This is a genomic window from Chryseobacterium sp. CBo1 (assembly GCF_001693475.1).
GTDB lineage: Bacteria > Bacteroidota > Bacteroidia > Flavobacteriales > Weeksellaceae > Chryseobacterium > Chryseobacterium formosense.
Window position 1 is genome coordinate 1 of sequence record NZ_MAUH01000027.1, and the last position, 13449, is coordinate 13449.

Below are 13449 nucleotides of genomic sequence, written 5' to 3' on the forward strand. Positions count from 1 at the left end.
CTCTCAATTTTGTGAGAATAAAATCGTAAATTGCATCTAGGTTATTCATGAATGTATTTGATTGGTAGTCAATACAATTTACAAATTTTTGTAACATGAATAACTTTTTTTATAATGCACTACGGGTTTTAAATTTAATTTTGATACATAAAAAAGACTTCTAAAAAGTAAATTTTTAGATAATATTTTGGGAATTTTTTTAATCTTTCTTCATTTCGTCAATTTTATTCTGAAGTTCAGCAATTTTATCTTTTAAAGCTTTGATTTCGTTTTTATTAGAGCTTACATTGCTTTTAAGGATCACATTTTTTGCTCTTTCATTGTGGTCTTCATCGTCTTCATCTTCGTTGATTTCTTCAATGTCTTCCTGAATATCTTCAATATCTTCGCTGATCTCTTCCAGATCCTCAGAAATTTCTTCAATGTCTTCACTGATTTCTTCAATATCTTCCTGAATATCTTCAATGTCCTCCTGGATATCTTCAATTTTTTCGTGACTCTTGTTCACCGACATCTGGATCAGAATCGAGAGATAAATAGCTTCCAGAGATAAAACCGTCGTTAAAACAAGCAGCATTTTATCAAAATCAATAATTCCTAAAGCAGGCAACAAAAATGCAGTAATAAAGAATAAGGTATGCAGAATAAGAGATGGAATAGATCCAATCCATGAAGTGATTCCGTCTGCCAGTTTTTCTAAAAACTCTATTTTCTCGTGCGGTGTTTTCATTATTCTTTATTTAAAATAATTCTTTCGTTACTCCCAATCCAAACAATGCAAAATCATATTTTGCAGGATCTTTTTCATCAAATTTTCTGATGATGAGATCCAATTCTTCCACTGTTTTCCAGTCATTCTGAGTTCGGGAAATCAATCCGAGTTTTCTCGAAATATTTCCGGTGTGAACATCCAAAGGAATCGACAAAAACTTCTGATCAATGTTTTCCCAGATTCCAAAATCTACACCACGGTTATCTTTTCTAGTCATCCATCTCAAAAACATGATGATTCTTTTTGAAGATGAATTCTTGTAAGGAGAGCTTACATGTTTATGGGTTCTGTGTTTTTCAATTCCTAAAAAATGAGCCCTGAATCTTTCAATCGAATGATAAAAATTGTTTTCATCTTTATTAATTAAAAACAAATCCTCAAGACTTTGATTTTCCTGATAAATTTTGCGAAACTGTTTAATAAAATAAGAAAAATCTTCTCCGTTAAATGTTCTGTGAATGCTTTTATCTTTAATTATATTTAAATCAGATTCAGAATGATTCAAAACAAAATCATACGGAGAGTTTCCCATAATGTCGAGCATTTTCTCAGCCGATTTTATAATTGATTTTCTGTTTCCCCAAGAAATTGTCGCTGCCAAAAAACCTGCAATTTCAATATCCTGCTTCAAAGAAAACCGATGCGGAATCTGAACCGGGTCATCCTGAATAAACTCAGGATTATTGTAAACATCAGCTTTCTCATCGAGAAAATCTTTTAATTCTGAAAAATTCAACATTATTTAATCATCAATATTTATTAAAACCTTTATTTAATTTAACGCAAAGCCCGCAAAGCTTTTTTGTTTACTAAATGTTTTTAAGTTCGCAAAGGTTTTTGACTACGTCGAATCTTCGATTTCACTTAGCAAAGACCACAAATTAATTTTAAGCTTATAATTCCTTAGATAAAAAATTTAAAATTTCACACATTCCAAAGCTTTGGGAAGATACGTATTCGGGAAAATTTGTCTCGCTTCATCTGTAAATACCGTCAAATCTCCGTAACGGTTTGAAAAATGTCCCAAAATAAGTTTTTTAACTTCCGCTTTTTTAGCAATTGTCGCTGCTTCCAGAGCTGTTGCGTGACCTGTATAATCTGCCATTTCTTTTAAATCGTGTAAAAAAGTAGATTCGTGGTACAAAACGGTCACATTTTTCACAATCGGGATTACAGATTCCAAATATCTTGTATCACTACAGAATGCGTAGGAAACTGAAGGCTCGGGTTCGGTCGTCAGAACTTCATTTTTCAGAACGTAGCCGTCACTTAAAATAAAATCTTTCCCTGCTTTTAAATTGTGATAATCGCAGGTTTCAATCTCGTCATATTTTGCCACTTCTTTCATATTGATATGACGGTCTTTTGGTTTTTCCCTGAAAAGATAACCATTACAGTAAATCCTGTGATCGAGCGGAATAGTAAACACCTCTACTCTATTATCCTCATAAATTTTCTCGGAATAATTTTTATCCAGCTCGTGATAAATCACTTCAAAACCACGATGTGTTTCCGTAATCGTAAAAATGGTTTCGAGCATATTTTTAATTCCTTTCGGACCATAAACATGTAATGGATTTTCTCTTCCCAAAAGCCGGAAAGATGCAATCAAACCAGGAAGACCAAAACAGTGATCTCCGTGAAGATGCGAAATAAATATATGGTTGATTTTTGAAAATCTTGCTTTAGCTTTTCTCAGCTGAACCTGCGTTCCTTCCCCGCAATCGATCAAAAAACATCTTTCCTCCATTTCCAGAAGCTGTGATGTAGGTGATGTATTGACAGTAGGAATTGCCGAATTAAAGCCTAATATCGTTAAATAAGTACTCAAATCAATAGTTTATTAAAGCAAATGTACAACAAAAGGTTGAGGTTGAGAATTTAGGTCGAGGCTGAGGTTTAGGCTAATATTAAAAACTAAAATAAACTAAGCAGCAACCTTTGCCTTAACCTTAATCTTTCAAAAACTCAAGAAACAAATCCAAAGCCTTTTTTCTGTGGCTGATTTTGTTTTTGTCTTCAGGATTCATCTCTGCGAAAGTCATTTCATAACCTTCAGGAACGAAAATAGGATCATAACCGAAACCTTTGAAACCTTTGTTCTCTGTCAGCAAATTCCCATGAACTCTTCCGTCGAAATATTGAGCTCCATTTTCATCATAATAACAAAGAACGGTGATAAAGTAAGCTTTTCTGTTTTCAACACCTTCCATTTCGCTTAAAACTTTTTCGATGTTTTTCGCAAAATCATGGTCTCCTGCATAACGGGCAGAAAAAATCCCGGGTCTTCCATCCAAAGACTCTACAACCAAACCACTGTCATCGCCCAAACTCGGAATCCCGGTTTTTTCGAAACAGTATTTAGCTTTAATTAAAGCATTGGCGTTGAAAGAATCTCCATCTTCAACGATTTCTTCATGAAGATTATAATCGGTAAGGCTTTTTACGACAAATTCGTTTCCTAAAATCTGTTGAATTTCTTCTTTTTTATGCAGATTGTGGGTTGCAACTAATAATTCCATTTTTTTATTTTAATTATTTTTTTAAACACAAAAAGCACTATTTTTTTTCACTAAAAAACACAATTCCTGCATTGTAAAATTCGTGAAAGCATTTGTGAGATTAGTATTTAGTTAAATTTCAGAATAATGTACTTTGTTTTTCTTCATAAACAAATAGTAAAATAAAGAAAAAAGTACAATTCCTATAGCCAGAATAATGTATTCTGAAACTTTAAAAGCTTCAGCAAAGCTTTCCGTTTTGGTATAAAATATTAATATTGACGAACAAAGATTATTAAACCCGTGTAAAAGCATTGGTAAAAGCAAAGATTTTGTTTTGTAATACACCAAACCTAAGACAAAACCCAATAAACTTGCCCCAACAAATTGCCACGGATTTGCATGAATAATACCAAATAAAATACTTGAAAGCAGAATTGCCTTCCAGGGTTCTACTCCTTTATTGATCAAACCTTTCTGAATAATTCCCCTAAAAATAATTTCTTCAAAAATCGGTGCCATAATAACCGCAGTAATAATCATAACAATCGGATCATCTACAAGATTTGCCATCAGATTTTCAAAAAATTCATAATAATCACCAAAAAAAGGTCCGGTTGTCGGAATTTGTGACGTAACAAACTCACCGATAAACATCATCCCCAACATTAATGGAAAAATTAGTAAATAGGTATAAAAATTAGTTGGTGAAAAATTGAAATTGAGCTTTTTACCCGTCTTTGGACGAACCATCAGAAAATCAAAAGCTGCAATCATCAGACAAAAAACAACAGCATTAGAAAGCATTAAAAACCAGGGCTTTTGCATAAAATCTACTCTGAAAACAAATTTTGACCCTAATCCCACAAAACCAACTGCAATACTTCCTGCGATATAACCTGCAAAGAGTATTAAACCGCCAATCCAGTCAAAAATATATTTCGGATACCTTGATCGCTCCATAAAGTCTGATTTTTTTTAAGAAACAAAGATAATTTATTTTAGCTCAAAATCTTGAGCAATAAAATATTTTACTCTACGAATGCTTCATTTTGTCAATATGAAACAATAAGTTTTATCTATCATATTCTTACCGTTTTCAACTCACATCAAACTATCTTTGCAGCTTAATTTTTCTTTTACATGGACAGCTCTTTACACCGCAAAGAAAATGTGAATCTTCAGCTCCTTACATACGTCTGTTTCACATTTGTCGGTTATTTCATTATTGGTTTATCATTATCGGTTCTTCCGATCTTCATTAGCAAAAATTTAGGCTTCAGTCTTTTAATTGCCGGACTGGTTATCAGCTTGCAATATGTTTCAACGTTTTTTCTTAGAGCGTACTCGGGAAAGGTCATTGACGGAAAAGGTCCAAAACCTGCCGTTTTATTCAGCATGATCAGTTTTTCTTTGACCGGAGTTTTTTTGATCTTAGCTTATTATTTTAAACTCTCACCTTTAATCAGTCTTTCGTTTTTGGTTATTACCCGTTTATTGACAGGCTGTGCTGAAGGAATGATTGGTGCAAGTCCCATTAACTGGGCAATGATGGCGGTTGGCGAAAAGCATACGGCAAAAATTATTTCTTATAATGGTGTTGCCTGTTACGGAGCGTTGGCAATCGGAGCTTCTTTAGGTGTTACCATTGAGCATGAATTCGGTTTGTATGGAATCGGGATTCTTTCCATAATTCTGGGAATTTTAGGATTTCTTTTTGCAAAAACCAAAAAGAATAAAACAAATTCCAATCCGCAGGAAGCCCAGTCTTTCTGGAAAGTCTTAGGAAAAGTTGCTCCTTTCGGAGTTTGTCTTGCTTTAGGCGGAATTGGTTTTGCAAGTATTTCTACGTTCATTACTTTATATTATAATCATTTTCACTGGAACAATGGTGCGTTGTGTCTTTCAGTTTTTGGAGGATTATTTGTTGCGGGAAGACTGGTTTTCAGTAATGTTATTAATAATTATGGTGGAATTAAAGTTGCTATTGCCTGTCTTTTAGTTGAAACGATTGGCTTGCTTTTCATAGCCTTTGCCCAAAATGCACAAATCGCATTAATCGGAGCAGGAATTACAGGATTAGGATTTTCATTAATATTTCCGGCTTTGGGAGTAATGGCCATAAAAAGTGTTTCTCCATCCAGCCAGGGATCTGCTTTGGCAGGTTACGGACTTTTCATTGATATATCTTTAGGCGTTGCAGGACCAATTATCGGTAGTGTTGCTGATTTTTTCGGGATGCAGTTTATCTTTCCGTTCAGTGCTGCAATGGTTTTTATAGGATTGGGGCTGGCGTATTTCCTTAAAAAGAAATCAGCAAAATATTAATGACAGGAATGTCTTTCAAAAATGTGATTGTATTTTCTAAAATCTATCATATTTATTCTTATAAAAATTGATAATTTGAATTTCAGGTTGGTGTTTCGCAAAGGCACCAAGCTTTTATGTAATACCATACTTTAAGGCGCAAAGATTTTATCTACGATAAAATTATCATCTGCATTATAAAAGAAAATCTCCGATTTTCTCCTTGCGCCTTAAAAACAGAAAAACTCTTATTAAACCTTGCGCCTTTGCGTTTTTCCAATAAATTTAAACTTAATCATAAGTTCTAAAGAAAAAATAAAAAAATCAAATTTTCAGGATTCGACAAAATTCACGATTTTTGCAACTTCAAAATACGATATGTCAGACTTAATCAAAGAAATAGAAAAAAGAAAAACCTTCGGAATTATCTCTCACCCCGATGCCGGAAAAACCACTCTTACAGAGAAGTTACTACTTTTCGGGGGTGCGATTCAGGAAGCGGGCGCGGTAAAATCCAACAAAATAAAAAAAGGAGCAACCTCCGATTTTATGGAAATTGAAAGGCAGAGAGGGATCTCTGTGGCAACTTCCGTGTTGGCTTTTGAGTACAGAGATCACAAAATCAATATTCTGGATACTCCGGGTCACAAGGATTTTGCAGAAGATACTTATAGAACTTTGACCGCGGTTGATTCTGTAATTGTTGTCATTGATGTTGCAAAAGGAGTTGAGGAACAGACTGAAAAACTGGTTCAGGTTTGTAGAATGAGAAACATCCCGATGTTGGTTTTCATTAATAAACTTGACCGTGAAGGGAAAGATGCTTTCGATTTGTTGGATGAAGTTGAACAAAAATTAGGATTAACGGTTTGTCCGCTTTCTTTGCCAATCGGTATGGGTAGCGACTTCCAGGGAATTTATAATATCTGGGAAAACAATATTCAGTTATTCTTGGAAGAGAAAAAACAGAAAGTTGGTGATTCTATTAAGTTTGATGATATTAATGACACATCAATTGATGAGGTGATCGGTGAAAAAGCAGCTGCCACTTTAAGAGAAGAATTAGATTTAATTCAATCCGTTTATCCTGAATTTAGTCGTGAAGATTATATGAAAGGTGATTTGCAGCCTGTTTTCTTTGGTTCTGCTTTGAATAATTTTGGAGTTCGTGAATTATTAAACGCTTTCATCGACATCGCTCCGATGCCACAGCCAAAAGAAAGCGATACCCGTCTGGTAAAGCCTGAAGAAAGCACTTTCACAGGGTTTGTTTTCAAAATCCACGCAAATATGGATCCGAAGCACAGAGACAGGCTTGCCTTTGTGAAAATTGTTTCGGGAACTTTTAAAAGAAACGAAAATTATTTATTGGTAAGAGAAGGCAAAAAAATGAAATTCTCTTCTCCAAACGCATTCTTCGCCGACAAAAAAGAAGTAGTGGACGAAAGTTTCCCTGGAGATATTGTTGGTCTTCATGACACGGGAAGCTTCAGAATTGGTGATACGTTGACAGGTGGCGAGAAATTAAGCTTTAAAGGTATTCCAAGCTTCTCACCTGAACATTTCAGATATATTAATAATAATGATCCGTTGAAGGCAAAACAATTGGCAAAAGGTATCGATCAGCTGATGGATGAAGGGGTTGCGCAGTTATTTACGCTTGAGATGAACAACAGAAAAATCATCGGAACCGTTGGAGCCCTTCAGTATGAAGTTATCCAATATCGTTTGGAGCACGAATATGGTGCAAAATGTACTTATGAACCCCTTTCTATGCATAAAGCCTGTTGGGTTGAAGCTGATGAAAAATCAGACGAATTCAAAGAATTTGCAAGATTGAAACAAAGATTCTTGGCAAGAGATAAATATAACCAATTGGTTTTCCTGGCAGATTCTTCTTTTACCATTCATATGACACAGGAAAAATTCCCAAATGTGAAACTGCACTTTATCAGTGAATTTCAGAATGCTTAATTATCACTAAATCAATTTTGATTAGTCTAAAATAAAACCCGCTAAGTCTTTACTTAGCGGGTTTATTATTATTGATAATTATAATCTTATTTTCTAAGCATCAATAGCTTCTTAACAATTTTCTCTCCCTGTAGCTCAACTTCGATCATGTAAGCTTCAGTAGGTAAATGTGTCAGATCAATTTTCTCTAAATGCTCTGCGAAGAAAAGGCGATTTCTCTTAGGAATTACAAGCTTCCCATCCATTGCATAAATAGTATACGAGAATGCATAAGGTGCAAGCGGACTTAGTCTAGGGAAATCTAATTTGATGTAAACATAGCCGTCATAAGAAGGAATAGGATAAATCATTAAACCTTGGTAAACAATAGAAGGTGAAGTTCCCGGTGTTCCAGGAGTACCCGGTGTACCCGGAGTTCCAGGGTTCGGAATTGGCGGCACCACAACAGCAGAAGAATTAACTGTAAAATTCTGTGAATTTACATTTAAAAATACGTTTTCTACAGCTTTCACCATAATTCTTGCAGTGGTACTGTTACCTAAACCTCCCGGCACATTGAACGTATGAGTTCCGTCATTTGGTGTACTTGCAACTAAAATATGAGGAAAAGTAAGACCACCGTCAGTCGACAACAAAATACTTACGTTTGGAGTACTTACCGGAGCAGCTGTTGTGTTCGCAACATCCCAAGTTACAGTCTGAGATTGTCCTTCCGTCCACACAGTTCCCACAGTATTTTGAGAAGTTACCACAAAAGGACCTGCTGTATCAATAACTGTAAGTTTTACATCATCACGTCCCGTTTGCCCTCCAAGTGAATTATTATCTCTTACCATGACAGAGAAATTTAAAGCTCTGGCGACTGAAGAAAGTTTTTCCCAGGCTTTTACATCTGCCGGATTCACTATTGCTGGATTATAACCCGAAACAATCGTTGAAAGTCTTGGGAAATATCTTGATGGTGAAGCTGTAGGCATTACAGATCTGAAAAGAGGTCCGACCGTATTTGTCGGTTGAGGAGGCATTGGAGCAACACCCGCATCAATCTGTTCCCATGTATATGTTAACGGGTCATTATTAGGATCTGTTGCTGTTGCTGTTAACAAAAACGGTGTGCTTTTCGGAATATTTCTGTCTAAACCAGCATTTACAACAGGTTCTCCGTTTGCAATTGAAGTTTTAACTCCACACGTTGATGTAGCACCTGATGTCAGTCTGGTGTACATCTCATTGATGCTTATCGAATGGAAATATGCATCACTGTTTGACTGAACATTGGGAGGACAAATACCCGCATACCCCATGATTGAACTTGCACTTCCCGGCTCAATAGTCGTAGGCACATTTCTGTTGCAGTTATTGTTTTGAGTATGCATTGCGCCAAACTGGTGACCCATTTCATGGGCTACATAATCTATCACAAAAGGATCACCAACCGGAACGGCAGATCCTGTAACACCACCTGCTTTACTTCCCCCGCAGATTGAAGGTGTTGCCGCAAGACCATTGTCATTTCCTGCGTTTGCCTGGAAGAATAAGTGACCGATGTCATAATTAGCCGCACCTATAATATTATTTGTAACCGTAATATTTTCACTCAACATCTGCCCTGCATCCAACGCATTAAATGTATCTGTACTGATAAAAAACAAAGCATCTGTATTGGCAATAAGCTGTAATCTTACCGCAATATCCCTTTCAAAAACCTGATTTAATCTGGTTACCGCTAAATTTACTGCCGCAAGTACAGCCGCTTTTTTCTGAGCATCCGTTCCTGAACCTACACCCGCCTGTCCAGCAATGTAAGCAGTATATTCTGTGGTTGTAGTAATGGCAAGACGATACTTTCTGTTTAATCCGTCGATCACCGTTTTTTGATTGAGAGCAGATTCTTTCAGATCGCTATCCCCAGTAAAAAGACATTCAAACTGGTTGAGAGAAGATGCTTTTTTTCGGTCGTAGATTTTATACACCTGATTATCTTTTGTATAAGAATCAATGTAATAAATCCCTTCGTTATTCGAGATCATCCCGTTAAAACCGAAGTAAGGATCAATGGTAAATCTGATAGCAGATGATTTATCCCCTTTTTTAAATCCTATATAAGATTTGATTTCGGAATATCTGTTCTGAAGATCAGGATGCATTGTAGATGACTCATAAACTTCGTAGGTATCATAACTTCCAGCAAGATTCGGGAAATTCATCAATATCCCTTTACGACTGGAGCTATAATCTCTGTCAGCAACATTCATCAATTGGTTTTGAATATCCTGAATATTCAGTGTAAAAAGAGAATAGTCTGTAATTCTTACATTATTCTCACGAACTTCACTGTTGTTGATATTAGAATCAAATTTCTTCCAGTGATTCTTCTGAGCAAAACCTGCTGCAGAAAACAAAAGTAAAGTACCCAGAACGAGTAGTTTTTTCTTCATATATTTTTTTATTTTTTTAAATATTAACGGCTATAAGTTTTATACTTTTAGGAATATTTCCTTTTATTTTTAAAATCAGAATAGGATTTTTTTGTTTCTCGGCTAAATATTCATCATTAGAAACTTCTTTATAATAAACATTTAAGACAGAGTCATTTTCTTTTATTTCAGTAACTTCAATATCTCCGAAAGTCTGTTTTTTCATTATTGGTTTTAATACTAAAAGAAATTCATCATCCGAAATTGTAGGAATAGGTGCTGATCTGGAAAATTTTTTATCATCCAGTTGTTTATAAATCGCTAGAGTTTCATTAAAAGTTGTAATGATTGTTGCCTCTTTTAAAAACACCTCTCTATTCAGCCTTCTCACTTCGGAAAACTCTACCGAATTATTTTTTTCAGTCATTGAAACCCTTTGATTTAAATCATTTTTTAAGCCCGCAGAGTTTGTGCAATTATTCCCTAACGCAACAAACAAAAACGAGAAAACAATCAGATAAAGGAATTTCATATCAAACTCTTAAAAAGCAAAGTTAAATATTATTATTTTTCCAAAGAAAAAAAACTTTTAACATTTTTTATAATTTATTAAAACTGTTGTAAAATACCATATTTTAATTTACAAAAAGCTCATTATCAATGAAATAAAATTTTACCAAAATCATACATTTCTTTTACAATCATTACAAAAAATTCAACCATAATTTTACTTCAACAAAAAAATAATCTTATGAAAAAGTTCATTTTATTAGTTGCGGTATCAAGCACGTTTATCATGTGTAAAAAAGGTGAAGCAGCAACATCTCAGTTAGAAGATGCGATAAGCAGCACAGATAGTGCGGTTACAAAGGTTAGTGAAAAAATTAATTCAATCAATGATGAAGCAAATGCGGTTTTTGATTCTGCAAGTATTCGAATTAAAGACTTCGAAAAAACAAAAAGTGAAGCCGATCAGAAAATCGAAGCAACTTCCAAAAGCATTGATTCATTATCTGATAAAATTACCCATCTGAAGCTTGAGTCTAAAATTGAAAAGAAAGATTCTGCTGAGAAGAAAATCGTCGTAAATGTTCCTGCTCCGAAAGTCATCAAAGAAACCAAAATTGTTTATAAAAACAAACCACAAGTTCACGAACCTATTTCTAAAAATAAAATGATAAAAACAGGTGTTCTGGAATTGAATGTGAATGATGCCGAAACCGCAAAAGAAATTGTAAAAGAAGAGGTGAGAAAATATGACGGTTTTATAAAAAGCGAAAATATTTCTTTAAACAACAATGAAAATAAAACGGCTTATTTAAGAGTGAAAGTTCCGATCCAGAAGTTTGATTATCTGATGGATGATTTGAGCTACAACATCGGTGAGGTTGAAAATAAAGGAATTGATGTAACCGGCCAGGATTTTGTAAATAATACGATGTGTGATGTCGAAATTACGCTTTACGGAACTACAAAAACTGCTTTGGTAAAAAATGAACCTGAAACTTTTGGCGGAAAATCTCTTGCTGCCGTTTCTTCCGGATGGAATGTTATTACCTCAATTTTCCTGTTTATCCTTCCGCTTTGGCCGCTTTTTGTAATCGCAGGAATTGGGTATTATTTTTACAAAAAGAAAACCAGTAATCAATCCGGAAATCATTCCAATTAAGAATAAATTAATTTTTAAGTAAATTTTAAGGGAATAATTTACCAAGTAATCGGTTTTTCTATTAATTTTATCAGCTCATAATATTATTAATATTTGTGGTTTGGTGAAAGTAAAAGGCTCTCGATTGAGAGCCTTTACTGTTATACTGTTATTTCATATTCACTACTTTGTCTACGACATATCTTGTGTTTCCACGCCACGGCAGAGCGCCTTTGTATTCTTTATAATGAAGATCAAAGACTTTCCCGCTGTTGAGTTCCAATTGTTTGAAAACTTCCGGGTCAGAAATAGAAAATTCAAACTCATAGCTTGTAATTGTTCCGGTTTTTCCTTTTCCAAAACCTTCCTGAATTAATTTCCCTTCATACGTTTTAAAAACATACCCTTTCTTAATTGCATAATTAAGGTAACCTGATTTCACTCCTTCTCCGAAAACGAAGAAAAATTTATACCAGACGAAAACTCCAACAAGAAGTAAAATTACTCCAACGGTGATCCACAAAGATTTTTTCATAAGCAGTGTTTGTTTTTAATTATTTTGAAATGCTTCTCGAAATCACAATTTTCTGGATTTCAGAAGTTCCTTCATAGATCTGAGTAATTTTTGCATCTCTCATCATTCTTTCTACATGATATTCTTTCACATAACCGTATCCACCGTGAATTTGCACCGCTTCAATTGTAGTGTCCATCGCAACCTGAGAAGCGTATAGTTTTGCCATTGCTCCACTTTCAGAAATGTCTTTTCCTGCATCTTTTTCACAAGCAGCCTTGAAGCAAAGCATTCTTGCAGCCGTAATCTGAGTTGCCATATCTGCCAATTTGAAAGCAATCGCCTGATGGTTGATGATTTCAGTTTTGAAAGCTTTTCTTGTTTTAGCATATTTTAAAGCCAATTCATAAGCTCCGGAAGCAATACCTAAAGCCTGAGAAGCAATACCGATTCTACCACCGTTCAAGACAGCCATCGCAAAATTGAACCCGAAACCATCTTCACCGATTCTGTTTTCTTTCGGTACTTTTACGTTGTTGAAGATCAAAGAATGGGTATCACTTCCTCTGATTCCCAATTTGTCTTCTTTTAATCCGATTTCGAAACCTTCCCAACCTCTTTCAACAATGAAAGCATTAATTCCTTTATGTTTTTTCTCAGGATCAGTTTGAGCGATGACGATATAATAAGAAGCCGTTCCACCATTGGTGATCCAGTTTTTGATACCGTTTAATAAATAATAATCTCCTTTATCTTCAGCAGTCGTTTTCTGAGAAGTTGCATCAGAACCTGCTTCAGGTTCAGACAAAGCAAAAGCTCCGATTACCTGTCCGCTTGCAAGCGGCGTAAGATATTTTACTTTTTGTTCTTCAGAGGCAAATTTTTCAAGACCTGCACATACCAAAGAGTTGTTTACAGACATTACAACAGCCGCAGAAGCATCAATTTTTGCAATCTCTTCCATCGCCAAAACATAAGAAACACTATCCATTCCGGCACCACCGTATTTAGGATCAACCATCATTCCTAAAAGCCCCATCTCCCCCATTTTTTTCACTTGCTCAGTCGGAAATTTCTGATCACGATCTCTTTCGATAACCTCCGGTAATAGCTCGTTTTGTGCAAAATCTCTCGCTGCCTGCTGAATCATCAGCTGTTCTTCTGATAAATTAAAGTCCATAAAAATTTTCTATTATATGGTCGCTAATTTACACTTTTTGTACAAATCTGAAAACAGAATTAATAATTTGAAATTAGGCTCATTAAATTATATTCATTAAAATCAAATTAAAATTAAATTATAGAACATATTATGG

Annotated in this window: 12 protein-coding genes; 3 read left to right on the plus strand and 9 right to left on the minus strand. The window is 34.9% G+C overall.

Annotated elements, in window-relative coordinates:
- Nucleotides 1–199 precede the first annotated feature (199 nt).
- The 5 genes from BA768_RS14080 to BA768_RS14100 form a co-directional block, all read right to left on the minus strand.
- Nucleotides 200–730, minus strand: coding sequence for a DUF1003 domain-containing protein (locus BA768_RS14080; RefSeq protein ID WP_034678732.1), 531 nt, complete (start codon nt 728–730; stop codon nt 200–202).
- A 10-nt stretch (nt 731–740) separates the two neighbouring features.
- Nucleotides 741–1511 carry a TIGR02757 family protein gene (locus BA768_RS14085; protein WP_065721284.1) on the minus strand — a complete coding sequence of 257 codons (771 nt, stop codon included), beginning with the start codon at nt 1509–1511 and terminating at the stop codon, nt 741–743.
- Nucleotides 1512–1688: 177 nt separating this feature from the next.
- Entirely contained in the window at nt 1689–2603 is a 915-nt protein-coding gene (locus tag BA768_RS14090) for a ribonuclease Z (RefSeq protein ID WP_065721285.1), read from the minus strand.
- A 121-nt stretch (nt 2604–2724) separates the two neighbouring features.
- Nucleotides 2725–3294, minus strand: a complete 570-nt coding sequence (gene rdgB, locus BA768_RS14095) for an RdgB/HAM1 family non-canonical purine NTP pyrophosphatase (protein ID WP_065721286.1) — start codon at nt 3292–3294, stop codon at nt 2725–2727.
- Nucleotides 3295–3405: 111 nt separating this feature from the next.
- The gene (locus tag BA768_RS14100; protein ID WP_065721287.1) at nt 3406–4236 is read right to left on the minus strand and encodes a CPBP family intramembrane glutamic endopeptidase; all 831 of its coding nucleotides are present in this window, start codon (nt 4234–4236) and stop codon (nt 3406–3408) included.
- Between the two features lie 180 nt (nt 4237–4416).
- On the opposite strand from BA768_RS14100, the gene BA768_RS14105 reads away from it, so the two are divergent.
- Nucleotides 4417–5601: an MFS transporter gene (locus tag BA768_RS14105; RefSeq protein ID WP_065721288.1), complete on the plus strand. Its 1185-nt coding sequence runs from the start codon at nt 4417–4419 to the stop codon at nt 5599–5601.
- 357 nt (nt 5602–5958) lie between these two features.
- Nucleotides 5959–7554: a peptide chain release factor 3 gene (locus BA768_RS14110; RefSeq protein WP_065721289.1), complete on the plus strand. Its 1596-nt coding sequence runs from the start codon at nt 5959–5961 to the stop codon at nt 7552–7554.
- Nucleotides 7555–7640: 86 nt separating this feature from the next.
- Here the strand turns inward: BA768_RS14110 and BA768_RS14115 are convergent, their stop codons facing one another.
- Both BA768_RS14115 and BA768_RS14120 read right to left on the minus strand, forming a co-directional pair.
- Nucleotides 7641–9992, minus strand: coding sequence for a reprolysin-like metallopeptidase (locus BA768_RS14115; protein ID WP_065721290.1), 2352 nt, complete (start codon nt 9990–9992; stop codon nt 7641–7643).
- A 16-nt stretch (nt 9993–10008) separates the two neighbouring features.
- Nucleotides 10009–10398 carry a hypothetical protein gene (locus BA768_RS14120; RefSeq protein WP_123947122.1) on the minus strand — a complete coding sequence of 130 codons (390 nt, stop codon included), beginning with the start codon at nt 10396–10398 and terminating at the stop codon, nt 10009–10011.
- 324 nt (nt 10399–10722) lie between these two features.
- On the opposite strand from BA768_RS14120, the gene BA768_RS14125 reads away from it, so the two are divergent.
- Entirely contained in the window at nt 10723–11640 is a 918-nt protein-coding gene (locus BA768_RS14125) for a DUF4349 domain-containing protein (protein WP_065721292.1), read from the plus strand.
- A gap of 148 nt (nt 11641–11788) precedes the next feature.
- On the opposite strand, the gene BA768_RS14130 is transcribed toward BA768_RS14125, so the two are convergent.
- Together BA768_RS14130 and BA768_RS14135 are read right to left on the minus strand one after the other, a co-directional pair.
- Entirely contained in the window at nt 11789–12154 is a 366-nt protein-coding gene (locus BA768_RS14130; RefSeq protein WP_034678748.1) for a hypothetical protein, read from the minus strand.
- A 19-nt stretch (nt 12155–12173) separates the two neighbouring features.
- Complete coding sequence (locus BA768_RS14135) at nt 12174–13313, minus strand: acyl-CoA dehydrogenase (protein ID WP_034678751.1); 1140 nt, start codon at nt 13311–13313, stop codon at nt 12174–12176.
- Between the last annotated feature and the right edge of the window lie 136 nt (nt 13314–13449).